Genomic DNA, 24,763 nt, shown 5'->3' with positions numbered 1-24,763 from the left:
GGCCATGGGCCCGGCCCGCCGCGCGCCGCGTGCCGGGAACGCGCCGCTCAATGGGCGTCGAGCAGCTTGTGGAGCCCCTCCAGTAGCGCATCGAGTCGCTCGCGTACGCGCCCCATTTGCGCGACCACGCGCGCTGCGTCCGATACACGATGGCTGGCGACCAGTCCGTCGATGGACTCGTGCAGGTGAGTGTGGTCCAGACACACCTGCTCGAGTTGCGCCCCATCGGCGCCCATCTCCGCCAGCGACTCGACCCACTCGCCGAGGCTGCAGGCATGCGCCGCCGTCTGGCTCGACAGCGGCGTGCCGTCGGCCACGTGCGCAGCGAGCTTGCGCACCAGGGCGCGGTGCTCGACCTGCGCGTAGATCAGCGCAATGAACTCCCGATTCACCGCCGCCCGCCCGCGCCACGACGCCGGTGGTGACCACGACGACACCCAGCCCGGGATCGCATCCGGCGCCATCGGCCGCGCAATGCCGTAACCCTGGGCGACCTCACAGCCGAGCTGCAGCAGGATGCGGCCATGGGCCTCGGACTCCACGCCCTCGGCCACCACCTCGCGCCGGAATGCGCGCGCCAGGCCAAGAATGGCCTCGAGGATCGCCAGGTCTTCCGGGTCGTCGAGCATCTCGCGCACGAACAACTGGTCGATCTTCAGCCGCGCCGCCGGCAGGCGCTTGAGGTAGGCCAGGGCCGAATAGCCGGTGCCAAAGTCGTCCAGCGCAAATGACACCCCGATCGCGGCACATGCCTCGACGATCTGGGTCACCCGCGTCATGCTCTCGAGCGCGCTGCTCTCGAGCACCTCCAACTCCAGGCTGCCCGGTGCCAGCTCGGGATATCGGCTCAGCGCAGCCTGCAGGCGCACCATGAAATCGGCCGATTGCAGATGGCGCGCCGCAATGTTCACGCTCACCGCCAATGCCAGCCCGTCGCGCCTCCATGTCGCCGCCTGGGCCAGCGCCTGCCCGATCACCCAGTCGCCCAGCTCGGTCGCAAGCGGGTGGTCATCGACCACCGGCAGGAAGGCGGCAGGCTCGACCAAGCCAAGCTCGGGATGCCGCCAGCGGATCAGGGCCTCGACACCCACCACGGCCCCGCTGCGCATGTTCACCTTGGGTTGATAAAGCAGCGCGAACTCGCCCGCCCGCATGCCCTTGCGGATCCGCGTCAGGCCTTCGTGGCGTCCGCGCAGGCTGCGGTCGTGGTCGGTGTCGAAGAAGTGGTAGCGGTTCTTGCCCGCGAGCTTGGCCTGATACATCGCCAGATCGGCCTGACGCAGCAACTGATCGGCGTCGACCTCCTCGCTCTGCGGGTAAAGGGTGAGGCCGATGCTGGCCGACACATGCAGCTCGAGCTCGGCCACCCACACGCATTGCGCCACCGCGCTGAGCAGCCGTTGGGTGAGCTGCTTGCAGGCTTCCGCATCGGGCAGATCGACCAGCACGGCCACGAATTCGTCACCGCCGAGCCGCGACACGCTGTCCGCCTCCCGCAGGGCACCCTTCATGCGTGCCGCCACCGTCGTCAGCAACTGGTCGCCGACGTGGTGACCGTGCGTGTCATTGACTGCCTTGAACCCGTCCAGGTCGATGTAGGCGACAGCGAGCTGCTGCCCGCGGCGGCGCGACTGCACCATGCTGCGACTGAGGCGGTCGTGCAGCAGCACCCGGTTGGGCAGGCCGGTCAGCGCGTCGTAGTGGGCGATGTACTCGAGCTGAGCCTCGTGTTCCTTCTGCAGGGTGATGTCGTTGAGCGTGCCCGAGAAGCCCAGCAAGGTCTCGCTGGCATCGAACACCGGCCGCGCGTTGAGCTCGACCCAGCGCGAGCCGCCGCCGATGCGCTGGTAGCGCAGCGCCTGAGTGCAGGACACCTCCTCGCGCCGACGCAGCATGTCGAACAGTTCCTGATGCAGATCGCGATCACCCGGATGGACGTAGTCGACATAGGCTCGCCTCAGCGTCTCCTCCACCGGGTGGCCGGTGAGATCGGTCCACGCCCGGTTGAGGAAGATCCAGCGCCCGTCCAGGTCGACCTGGAAGATGACCTCCTTCACGCTCTCCACCACTGAGCGGTAGCGCGCCTCGCTCTCGCGCAGCGTGTCGTCAATGCGCTTGCGCTCGAGCACACTGGCAAAGGCGTTGCCAGTGAGCCGCATCAGGGTCTTCTCCTCGTCCGACCATTGGCGCGCCGAACGCACCGAATCGAGGCCGACGAAGCCCAGCAACCGTCCGTTGACGACCATCGGTGCGGCGAGCGTGGACTGGATCGACTGCGCGGACAAGACCTCGCGGTCGACTTCCGCCCCCGCGGGCAAGGCGTGGACGTCGGGAAAATCGACAATCTCGTGGCGCTTGATCAGGCGACAGAAGAGCATGACGTCGTCGAAGGGGACGCGTTGCAGCTTGTCCCGCTGCGGCGAGACGCCCTCCCGACACCATTCGTAAGTGTTGTCGAGCAACTGTCCGTCATCGCTGACCTCGAACACGAAGACCCGGTCGGCATCGGCAAACGGACCAATCTGCGCCAGCGCACGCGTGAGCAGGCCGGCCACCTCGTCCGGCCGCGCCGGCATCAGCTCGGAAGAGATCCGCGCCACCAGGCGCTCGAACTCGATGCGCCGGTTGAGCGCAGCCTCGGCGCGCTCGCGAATGAGCTCGGCACTCACAGGACCATCGAAGATCTCGAGCAACTCGCGCGCGGCCGCCTCGTCCGCCAGCGGCTGACGCGACAAGCCGACCAGCAGGCCGAGGGGGCCACCCTCCTTGTCGAACAGCGGCGTGGCACAGTAAGCGGCGTAGCCGCCCTCGACCAGGACGCGGTCTTCCGGAAAGTGCCGAGCCACATCGCACGCAAACACGCAGGGCTCACGCCCCATCACGCGCTCGCACGGCGTATGCATCAGTGAATACTTGAAGGCCCCCAGCGGCTTGCCATCGGCCCAGCCGGCACGCACGGTCACCGCGTCGCCCGCGGCCGACAGCTCGCCGACAAAGGCCTGGTCGATCTGCAAGGCCTCGGCGAAGTGCTTGCACACCGCCTCGTAGAAAGGTGCACCCGACAACATCGTGTAGCGCGCTGCAAGCGCATCGAGCGCGATCTCGGTGCGCCTGCGCTCCTGCTCCAGGCGCAGGGCGAGGATCATGCTGGAGCAGGTCGCCAGCATGGGCGCCAGATCCGCAGCCAGCCGGTCGTCGTAGCCACCCGGGGCGTTGGCCAGCCCCACGATGCCGATGAGCTGGCTACCCTGCATCAGCGGCAGCCCCAGGAAACAGTCGAGCGGCGGATGCCCCTCGGGCAGGCCACCGCGGCGCGGATCGAGCGCCGGCTGGTTGACGACGACAGCTGCAGTCGTGCGCAACACCTCACCGAACAGCGTATCCATGTTGCGAAACTCGAAGCCGCCTGCACGCACACGCTCGAAGGTGGCCCGCGTCTGTGCATTCCACGACAGGTCGGACAGCCCGTGCATGCGCAGGAAGGGCTTGCCGTCCGCATCCTTCTGCGTCTCGCCGATGAAGCCGTATTCGCTGCTGGTCAGCGCGACGAGATGCCCAAGCATGCGCTCGAACACGTCGTGCACCGCGCCGCCGACGAGAAAGTCGCGCTGCACCGACACCAGGGCAGCCAGCATCTGCGCCTGGCGGCGGGCGCGCTGGCCGATCTGTTCGGCATAAGCGGAGAGATCTCCCGCCGCCATCCCATGTGCCTCCTGACCGCCCCCGTCGGCATCGGGGGCATCAGGAGGCATCGAGGGTGGAGGTCGGGACATGGGGTCGAGCTAGGATGGGACCAAACGCCGCATCATAGCGCCGACCGCTACGCGAAAGGAATTACCGCGGTGCTCAACCGGCGCGATGCTCGGCCAGTTTGAGCCAGGTGTCGACCACCGTATCCGGGTTCAGCGAGATGGTCTGGATACCTTCGTCCATCAGCCACTCGGCCAGATCCGGATGATCCGACGGGCCCTGGCCGCAGATGCCGACATACTTGCCCATCTTGTTCGCGGCCTGGATCGACATCGACAGCAGCTGCTTGACGGCCGGGTCGCGCTCGTCGAAGGCGTGCGCCACCAGGCCCGAGTCGCGGTCCAGACCCAGGGTGAGCTGGGTGAGGTCGTTCGAGCCGATCGAGTAGCCATCGAAGTGCTCGAGGAACTGCTCGGCCAGGATGGCGTTGGAGGGGATCTCGCACATCATGATCAGCTTGAGCTCATTCACGCCGCGCTTGAGGCCATGCTCGGCCAGCAGATCGACCACGCCCTTCGCCTCTTCGACGTTGCGCACGAAGGGGATCATGATCTGCACGTTGGTCAGGCCGAGTTCGTTGCGCACCTTCTTCATCGCGGCGACTTCCATCTCGAAGCAGTCGCGGAAGCTGTGCGCGATGTAGCGCGAGGCACCACGGAAGCCGAGCATCGGGTTCTCTTCTTCCGGCTCGTAGATCTCGCCGCCGAGCAGCTTGCGGTACTCGTTCGACTTGAAGTCGGACATGCGCACGATCACCGGCTTCGGATAGAAGGCCGCGGCGATGGTGGCCACGCCCTCGACCAGCTTCTCGATGAAGAACTGCTTGGGCGTCGCATAACCGCGCGAGCGGCGGTTGATCTCGTCGCGCAGGTTGGCCGGCACCTGGCCGATGTCGAGGATCGCCTTGGGGTGGATGCCGATCATGTTGTTGATGACGAACTCCAGGCGCGCCAGACCGACACCGCCATTGGGGATCTGCGCGAACTCGAAGGCGAGCTCGGGGTTGCCCACGTTCATCATGATCTTCACCGGAATCTCGGGCAGGTTGCCCATATCGGTGGTGATGACTTCGAAGTCCAGCTTGCCGCGGTACACGTAGCCGGTATCGCCCTCGGCGCAGGACACGGTGACCGATTCGCCCTCGTGCAGCACCTCGGTGGCGTTGCCGCAGCCGACGATGGCGGGGATGCCCAGCTCGCGCGCGATGATGGCGGCGTGGCAGGTACGGCCGCCGCGGTTGGTGACGATGGCGCTGGCGCGCTTCATCACCGGCTCCCAGTTGGGGTCGGTCATGTCGGTGACGAGGATGTCGCCCGCCTGCACGCGGTTCATCTCGGAGGCGTCGCCGACCACGCGCACGACACCTGCGCCGATCTTCTGGCCGATCGCGCGGCCGTGGGTAAGCGCCTTGCCGTACTGCTTGAGACGGTATTTTTCCATCACCAGGCCGCTGTCCTGGCTCTTAACGGTCTCGGGGCGCGCCTGCAGGATGTAGAGCTTGCCGTCGACGCCGTCCTTGCCCCACTCGATGTCCATCGGGCGGCCGTAGTGCTTCTCGATGATGACGGCGTAGCGGGCGAGCTCGAGCACGTCCTCGTCGGTGAGCGAGAAGCGGTTGCGGTCGGCCTCCGGCACGTCGACCGTGCGCACCGAGCGGCCGGCCACGGCCTTGTCGGTGAACACCATCTTGATCAGCTTGGAGCCCAGATTGCGGCGGATGACCGCCGGCTTGCCCAGCGCCAGGGTGGGCTTGTGCACATAGAACTCGTCCGGGTTCACCGCACCCTGCACGACGGTCTCGCCCAGTCCATAGGACGCGGTGATGAACACCACCTGGTCGAAGCCCGACTCGGTGTCGATCGAGAACATCACGCCCGAGGCCCCGGTGTCAGAGCGCACCATGCGCTGCACGCCGGCCGACAGCGCGACGTCGGCGTGGGCGAAGTTCTTGTGCACGCGGTAGGCGATCGCGCGATCGTTGTACAGCGACGCGAACACTTCCTTCATCGCGTGCAGGATGTTCTCGTAGCCGTGGATGTTGAGGAAGGTCTCCTGCTGGCCGGCGAATGAGGCGTCGGGCAGGTCTTCGGCGGTCGCCGACGAACGCACTGCGAAACTGCCCTCGCCTTCTGCGCTAATCTGCTCGTAGGCGGTCTTGATCTCGGCCTCGAGCTTGGCCGGGAAGGGAATATCGATGATCCACTGGCGGATCTGCGCACCGGTCCTGGCCAGCGCATCGACGTCATCCACGTCCAGCGCATCGAGCGCGGCGTTGATGCGGTCGGCCAGGCCGTCGTGAGCGAGGAATTCGCGATAGGCTTCTGCGGTGGTCGCAAAGCCACCCGGCACGCGAACGCTGGCGGGCAACTGGCTGAGCATCTCGCCAAGGGAGGCATTCTTGCCGCCGACCTTTTCGACGTCGGTCATGCGCAGTTCGTTGAAGGGGATCACGTAGCGTGTCATGGGTGGCTTCCGCAAATGTTGGAGAAAAAGCAAAATATCGAAGAACGCAGTTTACGATTTTTTGTGCTGTGCCGCACGACAGGGTTTGCCCCAATGCCGGGTCGCCCTGATCGACCCCACCCGTCCTGGCAGTCCAAGGCCCACAATCATGACCGACACCCCGCGCCGCACCGTGTTCTTTGTCTCAGACGGTACCGGCATCACCGCAGAAACCCTTGGCCACAGCCTGCTTGCGCAGTTTCCCGAAGCCAAGTTCCGCCAGATCCGCGCGCCATTCGTAGACAACATAGACAAGGCCATCGACTGCGCCAACCAGATCCGCGAGGCCGCAGCCGAGGACGACCTGCGCCCGATCGTGTTCAGCACCCTCGTCAATCAGGCCACGGTTGATGCACTGCACAAAGCCGACGCCCTGTTCCTCGACCTGTTCGAGCGTTTCATCGGCCCGCTCGAAACCGAGCTCGGCCAGCGCTCGACGCATGCCGTCGGCCGCTTCCATGGCATTGCCGACAGCACCAACTACAAGCACCGCATCGAGGCCATCAACTTCGCCATGGCGCACGACGACGGCGTCTCCAGTGACGGCGAGCTCGCCGAGGCCGACGTCATCCTGGTCGGCGTATCGCGCTCGGGCAAGACGCCCACCAGCCTCTACCTCGCCATGCAGTTTGGGGTGAAGGCGGCCAACTATCCGCTGATCCCCGAAGACTTCGAGCGCAACAAGCTGCCCGGCGAGCTGCACAAGTACCGCACCAAGCTCTTCGGCCTCACCATTGCCCCTGAGCGCCTGTCGCAGATTCGCCAGGAGCGGCGCCCAAACAGCCGCTACGCCTCGCTGGAGAACTGCCGCTACGAGATCGACGCCGCGCAAAAACTGATGCGCCGCGAGAACATCCGCTGGCTCGAGTCCACCACGAAGTCGATCGAGGAGATCTCCGCCACCATCCTGCAGACCGTGCGCGTCGATCGCCCCGGCTTCTGAGCCCAGCCCCCGACGGTGTGACACGCACCGCGGGGCGGCTTGCCCCATTCGGCTAGAATGAAGGCCTGGTCGCGCCCCTCCGGGCGCGATGGCCGGAACAGCACAGGACATCCCCATGAAAAGAACGCGCCTCAAGCGCCGCGGCGGCCTCGGCCGCATTGCCGAGCAACTCGTCTGGCTCGCCAACGGCCTCGCCGAATCCGGCAGCCGTGTCGAAGACCGCTACTGGGAGCAGCAGATCACCACGGTCCTCGACGAAGCCCTCGCCGACAACGAGGAAGAGGCGCTCAACGCTGCGCTCGACCACCTCTACAGCAGCGAGCCGCGCGCCTACGACGAACTCGCCGACCATATCGAATCGCGCGCCGAATGCGCGGCCGGCGCGGCCAACACGCACGACGTCGTCCTCATCGCCGCCCCGGTGATGGCCTGGTCGCGCTACCGCATCCCCGCCACCAGCGTTCCGCCCGCGGTGCTTGCCAACCTTCGCGTGCACCTGCAGGCGCACGTGCTCGCCAAAGGCGCGCGCCTGTCGGTGGCCGACTTCCTGTTCAGCCCCGACCAGCTGCCGCAGGGTTACTGTGCCACCGCCGAATTCGCCAAGGTCATCGGCGGCGCCGCCCTCGACAACCTCGATCTCCACATCGACACCGAGGGCATGCCCGAGACCGCCCAGTTCCTGTCCGACACGCGCTACCTGCTCGCCGCCGTCGCCGTTCCGCGCGGCAGCGCGCTGTTCCGCTGGCAGGAGACCGACGGCAGCCGAGACAGCGCGCGCGAGCAATGGCGCACCCAGGGCGGCGCCTGTCTGGCGCCGCTGTTGCCCGGCTGCGCCATCGAGCTGGTGCTGCCTGAAGCCTATTTCGCCGCCAGCCGTGCCGCCGACAAGGACAGCCGCCCCTACTCGGTACGGGCCTCGGTCGCCTTCCTCGCGACCACGCTCGAGACCCCGGCCGCCAACCTGCGCGCCGTGATCGCCCCGTTCTGGGACCGCAACCTCGAGGAATACCGCATCGGCTTCACCGTGCGCGGGCGCGAGGACATCGTCCATGGGGTGGTGTGGCCGCTGCTCGGCGCCGAGGACGAAACCACCGACTGCACTGCCCAGATCGATGCCGTGCTGCGCGAATCGGGCATCGCCGACATCGTGCACCTCGACCATCAGTTCCCGCTGGAGTACTGCGACGACTGCGGCGCGCCGCTCTACCCCTCGCCCGAGGGTGAAGTGGTGCACGCCGAGATGCCCGAGGAACAATCGGACCAGATGCCGCGTCATCTGCACTGATACGCCGCAAACGCCACTCACACACCCCCGCGGAGAACCGCATGAGCGAGAAGATCGACAGGACCGAAGCCCAGTGGCGCGCCGAACTCACCGACATGCAATACCACGTCACCCGCGAGAAGGGCACCGAGCGCGCCTTCACCGGCGAATACTGGAACGTGTGGGACAAGGGCGCCTACAACTGCGTCTGTTGTGGCGCCCCGCTGTTCCGCTCCGAGCATAAGTTCGACGCCGGCTGCGGCTGGCCCAGCTTCTGGACCGCCGCCGAACCCGACAACGTCGCCACCGCGGTGGACCGCAGCCACTACATGGTCCGCACCGAGGTCCTGTGCCAGCACTGCGGCGCCCATCTCGGCCACGTCTTCGAGGACGGCCCTCAGCCCACCGGATTGCGCTACTGCATCAACTCGGCCTCGATCAAGCTCGAGAAGGATGCCGACTAACAGGCAGGTCTGATTCGACCTTGCGCCTGAAATGCCGCGGCACCCAGCCACAAAAAAACCCGCGCCAGCCTCACGGCCGCGCGGGTTTCCTGTCAGCTGAAAACAGCGCTTACACGCGTTCCCACACCGTGGTGATGCCCTGGCCGCCGCCGATGCACATGGTGGCGACGCCGTAACGGCCATTGGTGCGGATCAGCTCGTGCAGCAGCTTGGTGATGATCACGCCGCCGGTCGCGCCCACCGGGTGGCCGAGCGAGATGGCGCCGCCGTTGGGGTTGACCTTGGCGGTGTCGAGCTCGAGCCCGCGGTTCACCGCGATCGACTGCGCGGCGAAGGCTTCGTTGGACTCGATCACGTCGATCTGATCCAGCTTCAGGCCGGCGCGCTGCAGGGCAAGCTTGGTGGCCGGGATCGGACCTTCGCCCATGATCTCGTTGGGCACACCGGCGATCGCGTATGACACCAGGCGGGCGATCGGCTTCTGGCCGGCGGCAGCGGCCTTGGCGGCATCGGCCATCACCAGGAAGGCGGCGGCGTCATTGATGCCCGAGGCGTTGCCGGCGGTCACCGAACCATCCTTCTTGAAGGCCGGCTTCATCTTGCCCAGCGCTTCCAGGGTGGTCATGCGCGGATGCTCGTCGGTCTCGAACACCACGGTGCCCTTGCGGGTTTCGAAGCTGATCGGGACGATCTGGCTCTTGAAGCGGCCATCGGCGATCGCCGCGGCGGCGCGCTTCTGCGACTCGAGCGCGAAGGCGTCCTGCTCTTCACGCGAGATGCCCCACTTGGTGCACAGGTTCTCGGCGGTGATGCCCATGTGGCCGACGCCGAAGGGGTCGGTGAGCACCGCGACCATCGCGTCGATGGCCTTGGTGTCGCCCATGCGGGCACCGCTGCGCAGTGCCGGCAGCAGGTAGGCACCGCGCGACATCACCTCGACACCGCCGCCGATGGCGTAGTCGGCGTCGCCCAGCATGATGGCCTGGGCGGCGTTGACGATGGCCTGCTGGGCCGAGCCGCACAGGCGGTTGACCGCGAACGCCACCGAGTCGGTCGACATACCGGCGTTGACCGTCGCCACACGTGCCACATACGCATAGCGGGAGTCGGTCGGAATGCAGTTGCCGACGGCCGCGAACTGCACCGCCTTGGGATCGACGCCCGCGCGCGCGAACGCTTCCTTCGCCACCACCGCACCCAGTTCGGACGGCTCCATGTCCTTCAGCGAGCCGCCAAAACCCCCCACGGCGGAACGAACAGCACTCAGAACAACGACTTCACGATTTGCCATAACCCACTCCCTCTTTTTGAATTCAAACGTACTACCTGCCAACCCACCCGGCTGCGCCGAGCAACACCAGCAGGAACAGACACACGAGTAATGCCCGCCAAAGCAGGCCTACCGTGCTTTGCAGGTGGTCGACGCCCGCCTCGCTTCCCAGCCCCATCTCGGGCCGATCGACGATCACACCGGACTCATGGACCGGCATGCCGAGCCTCACTCCCAGCGCGCCCCCACCACTCGCAATCAGTATAGCCGACGACTTGTCCGACCACAGCACGGCCTGCGAGCGCCAGCAATAAACACCATCCTCGAAGTTGCCCATCACGGCATAGACCGTCGCCGTGATGCGAACGGGCACCCAGTCGAGCGCCTCGAAGGCGCGCTGGGCGAAGCGGCCGAAATCGCCAGCGCCAGGCTCGCCGCCCGTGCTTCGCGCACCCCACTCATCGTGCAGATAGCGCGCCAGCCGATACAGGACGGCACCGCTCGGTCCCGGCAGGATCGAGAACCAGAACACCACGCCAAACACGTTACGGTGGGCCGCCACGAGCGCCTGCTCGATCGACAGGCGCGCAATCTCACTCGGGCTTGCCTCGTCGTAGCGCCCGCCGCGCCAGGCCGCCAGCAGCGTGCGAGCACGTTCGAGTTCGCCCATGCGCAGCGCAAGGTGAATCTCGGTGAAATGATGACTTTCGTGGCGAAAGCCCATGCACAGGTACAGCGCCCCGATGTTGCAGGCAAAGGCGAACACCGGGTGCAGTTCCCACGCCAGCCAGTACGCGACCGCCGTGCCCAGGGTGCCCAGCCCCGCCAGCAGCAACCAGGCAAGCCGCCCGCTGGCGCGGCTACCGTCGTCCAAGCGCCTGGCAATGCCCTCCGCCACACGCCCCAAGGGTGCCAACACCCGCCACCGCCCGGGGAGCGCGCGCACGTGCTCGAGCAGCAGAGCGAGGATCAGCGCAAGAAGCGTCATGCGAAACGGGACAGGCGGTAGCTCAAGCGAAGGGAAGTCACGCCCGATCGGCGTGAAAATTCGAGTCGTGAAGATATCACAAAGCCACCCCTTGCCCCGCCTCGCCTCATGCGCTACGCCCGCCCTCCGCCCTCAGCACCCGGTACAGCGACATGATGATCCCCGCCGTCGCCCCCCAGATGAAGTAGCCTTCGTACGGCATGGCATGGAAACGCCGCAAGCGCCCCTCGTGCATGATGCTGTGCTCCTCGTGGTTCGCCGGATCGAGGAAGTGTGACAGCGGCACCTCGAAGGCCTCGGCCACCTCGAAGGCGTCGAGCTTGAGCGCAAAGGGAGGATGCACCAGCCCCACCACGGGCGTCACCCTGAAGCCGGTGCCGGTCAGGTAGTCGGGCAGCGCACCAAGCAGCTCGACATGGCGACTCTGCAGGCCGATCTCCTCCTCCGTCTCGCGCAAGGCAGTCTCGACGGCCGATGCATCGCCTTTCTCCACCCGACCGCCAGGAAAGCTGATCTGGCCAGGGTGGTGGTGGAGGTGCTCAGTGCGCTTGGTGAGGAGGACCGAAGCATGATCGGCGCGCACGACCAACGGCACGAGGACCGCGGCCGGAATCGGGGCGCGCTGCATCATCAGCCCGCCCCAGTCGGCATTTGGCTCTACGCCCCCCTGGGAGCACCGAAGCCGCTCACGCAGAAGGGAGATCTCCGATCCAACGGGGGAGTGCGACAAAACATCAATCCTCGAAGCAGGGTAAACGGACTAACAGCCCACGAACGCCGCATCTTCATCCACGGCAGCAATGTGACATCGATGCATCAAGACGAGACGGATGATCACTGATGGCCGCGAATGTTCCGCAGGTGATCGAAACCCGCACCCGGGCGCACCGTTGATCCGGCCCGGCCTCGCTCGGGAACTCCGCTTCGCTCACGCCCAGATATCGATCACCCCACCCGCCGTGCTCCCCACGGCCGCGGGCGGACGGGGGATGGCCTGCACGAGTTGCATAGCGCTCTCGGCCTGAATGTCGATCGCCTTCTTCAGCACCTCGACCGACACCTCCTGCTGGAGTTGCGCCTGGCTGTTGGCGGTGACGGCGGCGGCGATGGCACTTGCATCCATGATGGACTTCCTCTTGCTGCAGATGGATGGCGCCACAAAGGCGCCCCTGCAAGGCATAACGGTGAATGCACGACAAACTTGAATGACCGCCCGCCAGGCTCGCATTGGGGAAACGAATGGGTTCACCTGATGGCTGCCGAAAGGCTGGGCCTGCAGCGCTTGTTCTGCGTCACTCACCCGCCGCGTCGCAGCCGGTACGGCCCTATGCGGCCTGTGCGCGGCCCGCCCGGATCAGCTCACGGGTGGCCTACGCCGTCGGCTGGCAAGCCCGGCGAAGGCGCTCGGCGAGTTCAGTCCCTGAAGTTCCCGTACTGCAGCGGAAAGTCCGTGATCTGCTTCTTGACCAGCGCGATGGCCTCCTGCAGCACGTCGCGCTTGGCGCCGGAGACGCGCACGGCGTCGCCCTGGATCGCGGCCTGGACCTTCATCTTGCTGTCCTTCAACAGCTTGACGATCTTCTTGGCCAGATCCTGGTCGACGCCGACGCGCACCTTCACTTCCTGCTTGACCTTGTTGCCGGAGATCTTCTGCACGTCGCCGTAGTCCAGGCACCGGACGTCGACGTTCTTCTTGGTCATCTCGGGCAGCAGGATGGTCTTGATCTGGTCGAGCTGGAAGTCGCTGTCACCGTAGATCGTCAGCAGCTTGTCGGCGTGCTCGATCTTGGCGCTGGTGCCCTTGAAGTCGTGGCGGCCGTCGACCTTGCGGTTGGCCTGCTCGACGGCGTTGCGCAGCGCAGGCTGGTCGACCTCGGACATGATGTCGAAAGACGGCATGGCTTCCCTCCCCCGCGCTCAGCCGTAGTGGCAGATGTAGTGGTAAGGCTCGCCGACGACCTCGATGTCGAAGCTCGAGTTGCCCGGCACACTGAAGGATTCGCCGGCGCCGTAGGTCGTCCACTCACCGGGCGGGCCATCGGCGCCCTTCATGCGCACGCGGCAGCTGCCGGCCACGCCCTCCATGATCTCGGGAGCGCCGGTGCCGAAGGTGAGCGCGGCCGGCAGGATGACGCCGACCGACTTCCTGGTGCCATCGGCAAACTGGATCGCGTGGCTGACGCACCTGCCGTCGAAATAGACGTTGGCCTGGGTGGTGACGGTGACGCCGTCGAAGGTGGTGGTGATGCCCATGGGTTGCAGATTCCTTATTCGATTCCGAGCAGCTTCTGGATGACGCCCTTGGCAATGAAGCCGACCACGCCCACGCCCAGGCCGAGGAACATCCACAGCATGCCGTAGCGGCCGGCCTTGGACTCCTTGCCCAGGTTCCAGATGATGAACATCATGAACGCAATGAGCGCGGACAGGCCGAGCTTGAGCGAAATGTCCTCGAACTCGGCAAAGGTGAGCCCGAAGAGGAAGACTTCATTGTCCATTACGGCGTGTCCGGCCCCCGCTTAGCCGCGCTTGGCCCGGGCGTTGGCGGCGATGCGCATGCGCAGCGCGTTGAGGCGGATGAAGCCGTGGGCATCCTTCTGATTGTAGGCGCCAGCGTCGTCCTCGAAGGTGGCGATGGTCGGGTCGAACAGCGAGTCGGTCTTGGAGTCGCGGCCGGTGACGATGACATTGCCCTTGTAGAGCTTGAGGCGCACCCAGCCATTGACGGTCTGCTGGGTGTGGTCGATCAGCGCCTGAATCGCCTGGCGCTCGGGGCTCCACCAGTAGCCGTTGTAGATCATGCTGGCATAGCGCGGCATGAGGTCGTCCTTGAGGTGGGCGACTTCGCGGTCGAGCGTGATCGATTCGATGGCGCGGTGTGCGCGCAGCAGAATGGTACCGCCCGGGGTCTCGTAGCAGCCGCGGCTCTTCATGCCGACGTAGCGGTTTTCGACCAGGTCGAGGCGGCCGATGCCGTGCTTGCCGCCGAGCTCGTTCAACTTGGCGAGCAGCTCGTGCGCCTTCATGCGGGCGCCGTTGATGGCGACGAGGTCACCCTGCTCGAACTCGAGGTCGACGTATTCGGCCGCGTCGGGCGCGGCCTCGGGCGACACGGTCCAGCGCCACATGGATTCCTCGGCCTCGGCGGCGGGGTTCTCGAGGTGGCGGCCTTCGAAGGAGATGTGCAGCATATTGGCGTCCATCGAGTAGGGCGAGCCGCCTTGCTTGTGCTTCATCTCGATGGGGATGCCGTGCTTCTCGGCGTAGGCGAGCAGCTTCTCGCGCGACAGCAGGTCCCACTCGCGCCACGGGGCGATGACCTTCACGCCCGGCATCAGCGCGTAGTAACCGAGCTCGAAGCGGACCTGGTCGTTGCCCTTGCCGGTGGCGCCGTGCGAGACGGCGTCGGCGCCGGTAGCGCGCGCGATCTCGATCTGGCGCTTGGCGATCAGCGGACGGGCGATCGAGGTGCCGAGCAGGTATTCGCCTTCGTAGATGGTGTTGGCGCGGAACATCGGGAAGACGAAGTCGCGCACGAACTCCTCGCGCAGGTCGTCGATGAAGATGTTCTCGGGCTTGATGCCGAACTTGAGCGCCTTGGTGCGCGCGGGTTCGAGCTCCTCGCCCTGGCCGAGATCGGCGGTGAAGGTGACCACTTCGCACTGGTAGGTGTCCTGCAGCCACTTCAGGATGACCGAAGTGTCCAGCCCGCCCGAGTAGGCGAGCACTACTTTATTGACGTCGCTCATGCTGTTTTCCTGTTTCCTGCTGTGTTGCCGGCGCGCACGCCCGTGCATGCCGTGAGTATTGGGTAGATCAGAATTCGATGCGGCCGAGCATCAGGTATTCCATCAGCGCCTTCTGCGCGTGCAGGCGGTTCTCGGCCTCGTCCCACACCACCGACTGCGGCCCATCCATGACCTCGGCGGTGACTTCCTCGCCGCGGTGCGCCGGCAGGCAGTGCATGAAGACCGCGTCCTTGTGCGCCACGGACATCATCTCGGCATCCACGCACCAGTCGGCGAAGGCCTTCATGCGCTCCTCGTTCTCGGCCTCGAAGCCCATCGAGGTCCACACGTCGGTGGTCACCAGGTCGGCTCCGCGGCAGGCGTCCATCGGGTCGGCGAACTGCTCGAAGTTGTCGGTGCCGTACAGGCCGGCGCGCTCGGGCTCGACCTCGTAGCCGGGGGGCGTGGACACATGCACATTGAAGTCCAGCACCTCGGCGGCCTGCAGCCAGGTGTTGCACATGTTGTTGCTGTCGCCGATCCACGCCACCGTCTTGCCCTGGATCGAGCCGCGGTGCTCGATGTAGGTGAAGATGTCGGCCAGGATCTGGCACGGGTGGTATTCGTTGGTGAGGCCGTTGATGACCGGCACGCGCGAGTTGGCGGCGAAGCGCTCGACGATGTCCTGCTCGAAGGTGCGGATCATCACCAGGTCGCTCATGCGCGAGATGACCTGGCCGGCGTCCTCCACCGGCTCGCCGCGACCGAGCTGCGAGTCACGCGTGTTGAGGTAGATCGCCGAGCCACCGAGCTGGTGCATGCCGGCCTCGAAGGACAGCCGCGTGCGGGTGCTGGCCTTCTCGAAGATCATCACCAGCGTGCGGTCGAACAGCGGGTGGTAGGGCTCGTAGCGCTTGAACTTGTCCTTGATCCACTTGGCGCGCGCGAACACGTAGTCGTATTCGTCGCGGGTGAAATCCTTGAACTGGAGATAGTGCTTGATCGAAGTCATGGGCGGTCCTCAGCCGTTCGCAAGGAAGTCGCGAATCATCGGCGCCAGCATGGCCACCAGCGTCTGGGCGTCGGCGGCGGTGAAGGTGAGCGCGGGCAGCAAGCGCACCACGCGCTCGGAGGTGACGGACAGCAGCAGACCCTGCTCGGCCGCGCGGCCCATCAGCACGCCGCAGGGGCGGTCGAGCTCGATGCCGATCATCAGGCCGCGGCCGCGGATGTCCACGATGCCGGCGACGCCGTCGAGCGCCTCGGCCATGCCCTTGCGGATCGCGTCGCCGACGGCGATGGCATTGTCCATCAGCTTGTCGTCGGCGATGGCGTCGAAGGTGGCCAGGCCCGCTGCGCAGGCGAGCGGGTTGCCACCGAAAGTGGAGCCGTGGTTGCCCGGCCCGAACAGACCCTTGGCCTTGCCCGCGGTGACGCAGGCGCCGATCGGCACACCCGAGGCCAGGCCCTTGGCCAGCGTCATGACGTCGGGCATGGTGCCGGCGTGCTGCCAGCCGAACCACTTGCCAGTGCGACCCATGCCGCACTGCACCTCGTCGCAGATCATGAGCCAGCCCATCTCGTCGCACAGGGCGCGCAGCTCGCGCTGGAAGGCCTCGTCGGCGACGTTGACCCCGCCTTCACCCTGGATCATCTCGAGCATCACGGCAGCGACGCTGTGGTTGTGCTCGCCGACCTTGCGGACAGCCTCGATGTCCTTGTAGGGGACACGGATGAAGCCCTGCACCAGCGGCTCGAAACCGGCCTGCGCCTTGCGGTTGCCGGTGGCCGACAAGGTGGCCATGGTGCGGCCGTGAAAGGCCTGCTCCATGACGATGATGTGTGACAGCTCGATGCCCTTGTTGTGGCCGTACATGCGGGCGAGCTTGATCGCGGCCTCGTTGGCCTCGCAGCCCGAGTTGCAGAAGAAGACCTCGTCCATGCCGGAGACTGCGGCGATGCGGTCGGCGAGCTTGTCCTGCAGCGGGATGCCGTAGAGATTGGAGGTGTGCAGCACGCGCGCGGCCTGGTCGGCAATGGCCTTGACCAGGCGCGGATGGTTGTGGCCGAGGGTGCTGACGGCGATGCCGGAGAGGGCATCGAGATAACGCTTGCCAGTCTCGTCGTACAACCACACGCCCTCGCCGTGCGAGAAAGCCACCGGCAGACGGGCGTAGGTGTTCATGACATGGGACATGGGGTACCTCGAGTTCGACGAAGCCAGGAAACGCACACGGCGGCAGACGCCGCCGTGCAGGAAAGTGTGCGGGATGTTAAGCCAAAACCCGGCGCCCTGTACATAAGCCTACGGGCGCTGCAGGCGCATGCTGCCCCGCGGGCAAGGCCCGATTTCTGCTAGAATGCGCCGCGCTTTGATTCCGGCAGTGCAGAACCGGAACGCGAGCGCCCCCCGAAGCCGCCAAGGCATCACACATGAACCAGAAGATCGAGAACTTCATCATTGTCGGGGTCACGAGGGAGGGGAAGAAATTCCGTCCGAGCGACTGGGCAGACCGCCTGTGCGGTGTCATGTCGGCCTTTGGCGCCGACCACCGGATGATGTACTCCCCCTACGTGCGCCCGGGCTGCACGCTCAAGGGCGACAAGACCGTGCTGGTCGACGCGCGCCTCTACGACGTCGAGCCACTGGCCTACAAGTTCATGGTGAACTTCGCCAACGACAACAACCTGCAGATCGAGTGGGTCGGCGACGCACCGCTGTAACGCCGCACCGTGGCGCCTGCCTCGCGCTGACCCTTCACCCGCCCTCGCTGAGCCGCTCGCCTGACATCGGCCACCAGTCAGACTCCTCGAACTCCACCCCCTCGAACGCCGCCACCTGCCGCCGCGATGGCGGCGGCGCAAACAAAAAAGCGACCTCGCGGGTCGCTTTTCCATTGCGGCGCCAGGGCGCCGACATCGTGCAGCAAGAATCAGACCGCCATCGACTTGACGGCAGCCGACAGACGGCTCTTGTGACGAGCGGCCTTGTTCTTGTGAATGATGTTCTTGTCGGCGATGCTGTCGATGGTGCTCATCGAGGTGCGAAAGACCGACTGAGCCGCCGCCTTGTCGCCACCCACGATGGCCTTGCGCACGGCCTTGATCGCGGTACGCAGGCGGGAACGAAGGCTGGCGTTGTGGGCGCGGGCCTTGGTCGCCTGACGGGCGCGCTTGCGAGCTTGTGCCGAGTTGGCCATAAATTTGAATTCCGTATTGGTGGTTCTAGAAAGTCCGCGATTATATTGGCGCAACCTTGCGAATGCAAGCGGGTTTTTGCCGTCCGCGCTTACCGCCGCGCCGGCGCGCGGCTATGATGCGCGCTTCGCATTTTCCGCGCGCCTTCGCGGCGCCCTCCCCGATCGGCATGAACCTCCTGCGCGCCCTCGCCACCGTCAGCGGCATGACCTTGTTGTCCCGCATCCTGGGCTTCGTGCGCGACTTCGTGATCGCACGCACCTTTGGCGCGGGCATGGCGACCGACGCCTTCTTCGTCGCCTTCCGCCTGCCCAACCTGCTGCGGCGGATGTTTGCCGAAGGGGCCTTCTCGCAGGCCTTCGTGCCCATCCTCGCGGAGTACAAGAACCGCCAGGGCGAGGCGGCCACGCACACCCTGGTCAACCGTGTGGCCACGCTGCTCGGACTGGTGGTGGCGGTGGTGGCGGCAGTGGGCGCGCTGGCGGCGCCGCTGATCATCTATGTGTCGGCGCCCGGCTTCGCGGGCGACCCAGGCAAGTTCGAACTCACCGTCGAACTCACCCGCATCACCATCCCCTACATCTTCTTCATGTCGCTGGTGGCGCTGGCAGGCGGCGTGCTCAACACCTGGAGCCGATTCGCGATCCCGGCCTTCACCCCGGTGCTGCTGAACCTGGCCTTCATCGGCATGGCGCTGTTTGCCGTACCCTACTTCAACCCCCCGGTGCTGGCGCTGGCGTGGGCGGTGTTCCTCGGCGGGCTGCTGCAACTGGCGCTACAGGTGAGACCGCTGCTGAAGATCGGCATGCTGCCGCGGTTTGACTTCAACCTCGCCGACCCGGGCGTGCGTCGCATCATGAAACTGATGGCGCCAGCGATCCTGGGCGTGTCGGTGAGCCAGATCTCGCTGCTGATCAACACCATTTTCGCCTCCTTCCTGGAAAGCGGCAGTGTGTCCTGGCTGTATTACGCCGACCGCCTGATGGAGTTCCCCGCCGGCCTGCTGGGCGTGGCGCTGGGGACGATCCTGCTGCCCAGCCTGTCCAAGCTCTATGCGGACGACAAGGCAGAGGAGTTCTCCTCCCTGCTCGACTGGGGCCTGCGCCTGACCCTCTTGCTGACCCTGCCGGCCGCGCTCGGCCTTGCCCTGCTGGCGGTGCCGCTGGTGGCGACGCTGTTCAACTACGGCGCATTTTCCGCCACCGACGTGATGCACACGCGCAGTGCGCTGGTAGCCTACAGCGTTGGGCTGACCGGGCTGATTCTGGTGAAGGTGCTGGCGCCCGGCTTCTATGCGCGGCAGGACATCCGCACGCCGGTGAAGATCGCGATCATCACGCTGTTTGCCACCCAGCTGATGAACCTGGCTTTCGTCTTTCCGCTGCGTCACGCCGGGCTGGCGCTGGCGATCGGCCTGGCGTCCTGCCTCAACGCCGTCCTGCTCTACCGCGGCCTGCGCAAGCGCGCCATCTACACGCCGCAGGCGGGCTGGGGCGCGTTCGGGCTCAAGCTGCTGGCGGCGCTGGCGGTGATGGGCGTGGTGCTGTGGTTCGCCAGCGGGCCCGCCACGCTGTGGGTGGAGACCGGCGGGCTGGCGCGTGCCGGCCGACTGGCGGCGGTGGTGACGGCCGGAGCGGCAGCCTATTTCGCCACGCTGTTTGCACTGGGTTTCCGCCTGCGCGACTTCCGCCGCCGCGGCGCCAACTGATTCCTGTTGCGGCGCGCGCCGGCTCAAGCCACTGGCGGCAGGGGAATCTGGTCGCTGCGCTGCGCGCCGGCGGTAAAGGCGCGACAATCGTCCAGAAAGCGGCGGATGACGCGGCTGTGATACTTGCCGCGGTGCCAGACAAAATTGAAGTAGCGCCGCAAATCAAGCCCGGGCGTCTCGATCGGCACCAGACTGCCGCGACGAAACGCATCTCGCAGTGCGAGCCGCGACAGGCAGCCGAGGCCGAGGCCGCTCTCGACCGCACGCTTGACCGCCTCGGTGTGCTCGAGCTCGAGCCGCGGCACGATGCCGCCGGGCCAGTGACGCATGGCCTGATCGAAGGTCTCGCGCGTGCCCGAGCCGCGCTCGCGCAGGATCCACGGCTGATGGGCGATCTCGTCCAGGGCCATCACGCGCCGCCCTGCCAGCGCATGTGCCGGGGCGCAGAACACCACCAGCTCGTCTTCGACCCAGGTCTGCACCTCCAGCTCGGCATCGACGATCTGGCCTTCCACCAGGCCGAGGTCGATCTCGTGGCGCAGCAGCATGGCGGCGATGGTGGCGGTGTTGTGCACCTGCAGCCGGACCCGGCTCTCGGGGTGGTCCTGCAGGAAGCTGGAGACGATCAACGGCAGCAGGTAGTTGCCGATGGTGAGCGTCGCCCCCACGCGCAGATTGCCCAGGCCGCGCTCGCCGCGCAGCAGGGCGTCGATCTCCTCGGCCCGGTCGAGCAGCTCGACTGCATGCGGCAGCAGCAGGCTGCCCTGCTCGTTGAGGCGCAGGCGCTTGCCGGCGCGGTCGAAGAGCTGCTGGTCGAACTGGTTCTCCAGCTCGGCCAGCGCGGCGCTGGCGGCTGACTGCGACAGCGCGAGCGCTTCGGCCGCGCGCGACACGTTCTCGCTGCGGGCGATCTCGACGAAGACCTGAATCTGGCGCAGGGTGAATCGCATATCCACCGAATAGGTAAGAGATAGAAAAATTATCCACTAAAGCGCTAACAACGGCGACCTAGAATGGGCCCCATCGCAAACTTTCATGCAGGGCCCGACAAGATCATGAGCAGCCTCGTCACCGAACGCGTCCTCAGCGTCCACCACTGGAACGACTCCCTCTTCAGCTTCCGCACCACGCGCAACCCCGGCCTGCGCTTCGAGAACGGCCAGTTCGTGATGATTGGGCTGGACGTCGACGGCAAGCCGCTGACCCGCGCCTACAGCATCGCCAGCCCCAACTACGAGGAACACCTCGAGTTCTTCAGCATCAAGGTGCCCGACGGCCCCCTGACCTCCCGCCTGCAGCACCTGCGCGAGGGCGACCCCATCGTGGTGAGCAAGAAGCCCACCGGCACGCTGGTGCTGCACGACCTCAACCCCGGCCGTCACCTGTACCTGCTGGCGACCGGCACCGGCCTCGCACCCTTCCTGAGCGTGATCCAGGACCCGGAGACCTACGAGCGCTTCGAGAAGGTGGTGCTGGTCCACGGCGTACGCTTCGTCGCCGAGCTGGCCTACACCGACTTCATCACCCGCGTGCTGCCGCAAAACGAGTTCTTCGGCGAGCAGGTGCGCGAGCAGCTGATCTACTACCCCACCGTCACCCGCGAGCCCTTCCGCAACCAGGGTCGCGTCACCCACGTCATCGACAGCGGCAGACTGTTTGCCGATATCGGCCTGCCCGCGCTCGATCCGGCCCATGACCGGGTGATGATCTGCGGCAGCCAGGCAATGAACAAGGACTGCTGCGAGCTGCTGGACAGCCGGGGGTTTCGCATGTCTCCGCGCATCGGCGTGCCGGGCGACTATGTGATCGAGCGGGCCTTCGTCGAGAAGTAAACGCGCCGATGGAGCCTGCGCATGCAGGTGAGCTATCCGGCTTTCTTTGACTTTTATCAACATTTGGGCCAAATCTGGGGCTAGCATGCGCGGCCGATGACACAGATTGCCCCTCTCTTCCCCTTTTCTCCTTCGCCCGCCCAGGCGGCCGGGCGAAGGTCATGACACGCGCCGCCGTCGCACAATTGCTCAGAACCTCCACCAGCATCCGTCTGGTGGTGCTGATCCTGCTTGGCCTTAGCCTCATCGGCTGGATCTTCATCGAGGCCGGCGCCGTCACCGCGCGCGAGCACCTGCGTTACGCGCGCGATCTGCGCGAGATTCGCCAGATCGACGCCGAACTCAACACGGCCACCATCGCCCGTCGCCTGGATCCGGACGCTGACGCAGGCTGGCAGGAGGTTGACAGCCGCGTCGAGCGGATCCAGGCACTCATCCGCGAGCTGCGTCACACCCCCACCTTCCTGACCAGCGCCGAAACCATGCAGGTGCTCACGCAGATCGAACGCTACGCCGAGTTGCAGGAGCGCAAGCGAACGCTCATCGACACGCTGCGCCACGCGCTGGAAGCGGGCGCGAACCAGGACGCCAGACTCGCCGACACCCGGGCCGGCAACGGCAAGGCGGCCGCACTCGAACACCGCCAACGCCTCGATGCCACCGCGCGCGAACTCCTCGGCCTCTTCACCGCGCGCCAGGGCGAGCTCGTGGTCGAGACCTACACCGTGGGCTACGAAGCGGCGACGGCGCGCATGCAAACGCATCGCGTCCTGCTGCTACTGGTGGCGCTGAGCCTGGGCATGTACCTGCTGCTGACCGCATTCCGCCTGCGCAAGGCCACGCTCGCGGTCACCCAGGCCAACGCGGACCTGGGCGACAAGGTCGCCGCCCTCAGGCACGCGGAAGGCGAGCTCAGGCGCTATGCGACGGTGTTCACCAACTCCAGCGAGGGCATGCTGATCACCGATGCCCAGGCGCGCATCATCGCGATCAATGCGGCCTTCTCCCGCATCACCGGCTATGGCGTGGACGACGTCATCGGCCGCTCGCCCTCCATCCTGAACTCCGGGCGCCAGGACGCCGGCTTCTACCGCCGCATGTGGACGACGATCAACAGCCGCGGCCAGTGGCAAGGCGAGATCTGGAACCGTCGCCGCAATGGCTCGATCTACCCGGAGTGGCTGTCGATCACCGCCGTGCGCGGTGAGGATGAGCAGCCGGCCAACTACATCGGCATCTTCTCGGACATCACCGAGCGCAAGGAAGCCGAGGCACGCATCCTGCACCTGGCGCACCACGACCCCCTGACCAACCTGCCCAACCGCGCCCTGTTGCACGACCGCCTGCAGCAGGTGCTGCTGCAGGCCCGCCGCAACAAGCGGGGCGTGGCGGTGCTGCTACTCGATCTTGACCGTTTCAAGACCATCAACGACACGCTGGGGCACGAAAGCGGCGACGGCCTGCTGTTGCAGATCACCGAACGTTGCCGCAGCGCCATACGCGACACCGACACCCTTGCGCGCCTGAGCGGTGACGAGTTCGTGGCGGTGCTGCCCGAGGCGGGCAACCCGCAGGATGCGGCGGCAGCCGCGCGCAAGATCCTCGATGCCGTGGCCCTGCCCTGCCAGCTCGGTGAGCACCGGATCACCGTCACCGCGAGCATCGGCATCGCGCTCTACGATCAGGACGGCGGCAACGTGTCGATGCTGCTGCGCAACGCCGACGCTGCCATGCACCGTGCCAAGGAAGCCGGGCGCAACGGCTTCGAGTTCTATTCGGCAGAGATGAACACCTCCTCGCTCGGCCAGCTGCTGCTCGAGAACCAGTTGCGCGGCGCCACCGATCGTGGCGAGTTGCTGCTGCACTACCAGCCCAAGGCGTGCGCCAGAACCGGGCGCCTGCTCGGCCTGGAGGCCTTGCTGCGCTGGCAGCACCCCGAGCTCGGCATGGTGGCGCCCGGGCGCTTCATCCCGCTGGCGGAAGAAACCGGCCTGATCAACACCATCGGCGACTGGGTGCTGGCCGAAGCCTGCCGCCAGCAGCGCGCATGGCTCGACGCCGGACTGGAGGTGGTACCGATCGCGGTCAACCTGTCGGCGCAGCAACTGGCACAGCAGCACTTCGTCGCGCACGTTGCGCATGTGATCGACGCCGCCACGCTCGCGCCCAGCCTGATCGAGCTCGAGCTCACCGAGACCATGCTGATGCGCGACATCGATCGCACCATCCACACCCTGGTCCGCCTGCGCGACATGGGCGTGCGCCTGTCGATCGACGACTTCGGCACCGGCTACTCGTCGCTGAACTACCTGCGCCAGTTCCCGGTCAATGCGCTCAAGATCGACCGCAGCTTCGTCAGCGACATCAGCGCCGAAGGCACCGAGGGCAAGATCGCCGCCGCCATCATCGGCATGGCCCACAGCCTGGGGCTGGAGGCCATTGCCGAAGGCGTCGAGACCGAGGCGCAGCGCAGCTTCCTGACCGCCCAGGGCTGCCACCAGTTGCAGGGCTACCTCATCGGCCGACCGGTGCCGGCTGCGGAGATCGAACGCCACCTATTCCCCGCCCGCCCCGCCTCCGGAGAAACCCATGAGCGCCAGCCTGTATGAGATCGAAGTCGACCGCCTCGCCGGCGGCACCACCACCCTCGGCGAATACGCCGGCAAGCTGCTACTGATCGTCAACACCGCCAGCCAGTGTGGCCTCACCCCGCATTACGCCGGCCTCGAGAAGCTCCACCAGACCTACAAGGACCGCGGCCTCGTCGTGCTCGGCTTCCCGTGCAACCAGTTCGGCGCCCAGGAACCGGGCAGCGCGGAGGAGATCGCCGCCTTCTGCGACAAGAACTACGGCGTCAGCTTCCCGATGTTCGCCAAGATCGAGGTCAACGGCGACAGCGCCCACCCGCTCTACAAGCACCTCAAGCAACACGCCAAGGGCATCCTCGGCACCGAGGCCATCAAGTGGAACTTCACCAAGTTCCTGGTGAGCCGCGATGGCCAGCACATCGAGCGCTACGCGCCGACGACCACGCCGGAGGAACTGGTAAAGGATATCGAGGGGATGCTGTAGCGAGGGAGACCGCGAACGGGGGCAAGGAGCGCGAGTGCCAATCG

At 66.1% G+C, this 24,763-nt stretch carries 22 protein-coding genes; 8 read left to right on the top strand and 14 right to left on the bottom strand.

The window, feature by feature from the left end:
- Nucleotides 1-47: 47 nt before the first annotated feature.
- Nucleotides 48-3,701, bottom strand: coding sequence for an EAL domain-containing protein (locus tag ACMV5O_RS05050; RefSeq protein WP_416162471.1), 3,654 nt, complete (start codon nt 3,699-3,701; stop codon nt 48-50).
- Between the two features lie 145 nt (nt 3,702-3,846).
- Complete coding sequence (gene ppsA / locus ACMV5O_RS05045) at nt 3,847-6,213, bottom strand: phosphoenolpyruvate synthase (RefSeq protein WP_416162470.1); 2,367 nt, start codon at nt 6,211-6,213, stop codon at nt 3,847-3,849.
- Between the two features lie 148 nt (nt 6,214-6,361).
- Between ppsA and ACMV5O_RS05040 the strand changes: the two genes are divergently transcribed.
- From ACMV5O_RS05040 to msrB, 3 genes are all read left to right on the top strand, one after another.
- The gene (locus ACMV5O_RS05040; protein WP_416162469.1) at nt 6,362-7,195 is read left to right on the top strand and encodes a pyruvate, water dikinase regulatory protein; all 834 of its coding nucleotides are present in this window, start codon (nt 6,362-6,364) and stop codon (nt 7,193-7,195) included.
- 115 nt (nt 7,196-7,310) lie between these two features.
- The gene (locus tag ACMV5O_RS05035) at nt 7,311-8,480 is read left to right on the top strand and encodes a DUF2863 family protein (protein ID WP_416162468.1); all 1,170 of its coding nucleotides are present in this window, start codon (nt 7,311-7,313) and stop codon (nt 8,478-8,480) included.
- A 41-nt stretch (nt 8,481-8,521) separates the two neighbouring features.
- On the top strand, nt 8,522-8,923 hold the full coding sequence (gene msrB, locus ACMV5O_RS05030; RefSeq protein ID WP_416162467.1) for a peptide-methionine (R)-S-oxide reductase MsrB: 402 nt from the start codon (nt 8,522-8,524) through the stop codon (nt 8,921-8,923).
- A gap of 109 nt (nt 8,924-9,032) precedes the next feature.
- Here msrB and ACMV5O_RS05025 read toward each other — a convergent pair whose 3' ends face one another.
- The 10 genes from ACMV5O_RS05025 to ACMV5O_RS04980 form a co-directional block, all read right to left on the bottom strand.
- Complete coding sequence (locus ACMV5O_RS05025) at nt 9,033-10,214, bottom strand: acetyl-CoA C-acyltransferase family protein (RefSeq protein ID WP_416162466.1); 1,182 nt, start codon at nt 10,212-10,214, stop codon at nt 9,033-9,035.
- 31 nt (nt 10,215-10,245) lie between these two features.
- Entirely contained in the window at nt 10,246-11,181 is a 936-nt protein-coding gene (locus tag ACMV5O_RS05020; RefSeq protein ID WP_416162465.1) for a CobD/CbiB family protein, read from the bottom strand.
- Between the two features lie 106 nt (nt 11,182-11,287).
- Nucleotides 11,288-11,812, bottom strand: coding sequence for a CoA pyrophosphatase (locus ACMV5O_RS05015; RefSeq protein ID WP_416162464.1), 525 nt, complete (start codon nt 11,810-11,812; stop codon nt 11,288-11,290).
- A 297-nt stretch (nt 11,813-12,109) separates the two neighbouring features.
- Nucleotides 12,110-12,304 (bottom strand): YjfB family protein, encoded by a 195-nt coding sequence (locus ACMV5O_RS05010; RefSeq protein ID WP_416162463.1) that lies wholly within the window; start codon nt 12,302-12,304, stop codon nt 12,110-12,112.
- Nucleotides 12,305-12,594: 290 nt separating this feature from the next.
- Entirely contained in the window at nt 12,595-13,080 is a 486-nt protein-coding gene (locus ACMV5O_RS05005) for a YajQ family cyclic di-GMP-binding protein (protein ID WP_416162462.1), read from the bottom strand.
- Between the two features lie 18 nt (nt 13,081-13,098).
- Nucleotides 13,099-13,434, bottom strand: coding sequence for a pyrimidine/purine nucleoside phosphorylase (locus tag ACMV5O_RS05000; protein ID WP_416162461.1), 336 nt, complete (start codon nt 13,432-13,434; stop codon nt 13,099-13,101).
- Nucleotides 13,435-13,448: 14 nt separating this feature from the next.
- On the bottom strand, nt 13,449-13,679 hold the full coding sequence (locus ACMV5O_RS04995; RefSeq protein ID WP_416162460.1) for a DUF2788 domain-containing protein: 231 nt from the start codon (nt 13,677-13,679) through the stop codon (nt 13,449-13,451).
- A gap of 21 nt (nt 13,680-13,700) precedes the next feature.
- Nucleotides 13,701-14,930 carry an argininosuccinate synthase gene (locus tag ACMV5O_RS04990; protein ID WP_416162459.1) on the bottom strand — a complete coding sequence of 410 codons (1,230 nt, stop codon included), beginning with the start codon at nt 14,928-14,930 and terminating at the stop codon, nt 13,701-13,703.
- 67 nt (nt 14,931-14,997) lie between these two features.
- Nucleotides 14,998-15,921, bottom strand: a complete 924-nt coding sequence (argF, locus tag ACMV5O_RS04985; RefSeq protein WP_416162458.1) for an ornithine carbamoyltransferase — start codon at nt 15,919-15,921, stop codon at nt 14,998-15,000.
- A gap of 9 nt (nt 15,922-15,930) precedes the next feature.
- The gene (locus ACMV5O_RS04980; protein ID WP_416162457.1) at nt 15,931-17,106 is read right to left on the bottom strand and encodes an aspartate aminotransferase family protein; all 1,176 of its coding nucleotides are present in this window, start codon (nt 17,104-17,106) and stop codon (nt 15,931-15,933) included.
- Between the two features lie 236 nt (nt 17,107-17,342).
- On the opposite strand from ACMV5O_RS04980, the gene ACMV5O_RS04975 reads away from it, so the two are divergent.
- Nucleotides 17,343-17,633, top strand: coding sequence for a DUF3579 domain-containing protein (locus ACMV5O_RS04975; protein WP_416162456.1), 291 nt, complete (start codon nt 17,343-17,345; stop codon nt 17,631-17,633).
- A 209-nt stretch (nt 17,634-17,842) separates the two neighbouring features.
- Here the strand turns inward: ACMV5O_RS04975 and rpsT are convergent, their stop codons facing one another.
- Entirely contained in the window at nt 17,843-18,109 is a 267-nt protein-coding gene (gene rpsT, locus ACMV5O_RS04970; RefSeq protein WP_281048743.1) for a 30S ribosomal protein S20, read from the bottom strand.
- 167 nt (nt 18,110-18,276) lie between these two features.
- Here rpsT and murJ point away from each other — a divergent pair, with 167 nt between their 5' ends.
- On the top strand, nt 18,277-19,815 hold the full coding sequence (gene murJ, locus ACMV5O_RS04965) for a murein biosynthesis integral membrane protein MurJ (RefSeq protein WP_416162455.1): 1,539 nt from the start codon (nt 18,277-18,279) through the stop codon (nt 19,813-19,815).
- A 23-nt stretch (nt 19,816-19,838) separates the two neighbouring features.
- Here murJ and ACMV5O_RS04960 read toward each other — a convergent pair whose 3' ends face one another.
- The gene (locus ACMV5O_RS04960; protein WP_416162454.1) at nt 19,839-20,765 is read right to left on the bottom strand and encodes a LysR family transcriptional regulator; all 927 of its coding nucleotides are present in this window, start codon (nt 20,763-20,765) and stop codon (nt 19,839-19,841) included.
- Between the two features lie 105 nt (nt 20,766-20,870).
- Between ACMV5O_RS04960 and ACMV5O_RS04955 the strand changes: the two genes are divergently transcribed.
- From ACMV5O_RS04955 to ACMV5O_RS04945, 3 genes are all read left to right on the top strand, one after another.
- The gene (locus ACMV5O_RS04955; protein ID WP_416162453.1) at nt 20,871-21,647 is read left to right on the top strand and encodes a ferredoxin--NADP reductase; all 777 of its coding nucleotides are present in this window, start codon (nt 20,871-20,873) and stop codon (nt 21,645-21,647) included.
- A 161-nt stretch (nt 21,648-21,808) separates the two neighbouring features.
- Nucleotides 21,809-24,256: an EAL domain-containing protein gene (locus ACMV5O_RS04950; protein WP_416162452.1), complete on the top strand. Its 2,448-nt coding sequence runs from the start codon at nt 21,809-21,811 to the stop codon at nt 24,254-24,256.
- Nucleotides 24,237-24,719, top strand: coding sequence for a glutathione peroxidase (locus ACMV5O_RS04945; RefSeq protein ID WP_416162451.1), 483 nt, complete (start codon nt 24,237-24,239; stop codon nt 24,717-24,719). Before ACMV5O_RS04950 ends, ACMV5O_RS04945 begins: the two co-directional genes overlap by 20 nt.
- The last annotated feature ends 44 nt before the right edge of the window (nt 24,720-24,763 follow it).

Source organism: Thauera sp. WH-1 (assembly GCF_047806685.1).
Taxonomy (GTDB): domain Bacteria; phylum Pseudomonadota; class Gammaproteobacteria; order Burkholderiales; family Rhodocyclaceae; genus Thauera.
The sequence above is the reverse complement of the archived record's forward strand: the minus strand, read 5'-3'. Positions and strand labels throughout refer to the sequence as shown.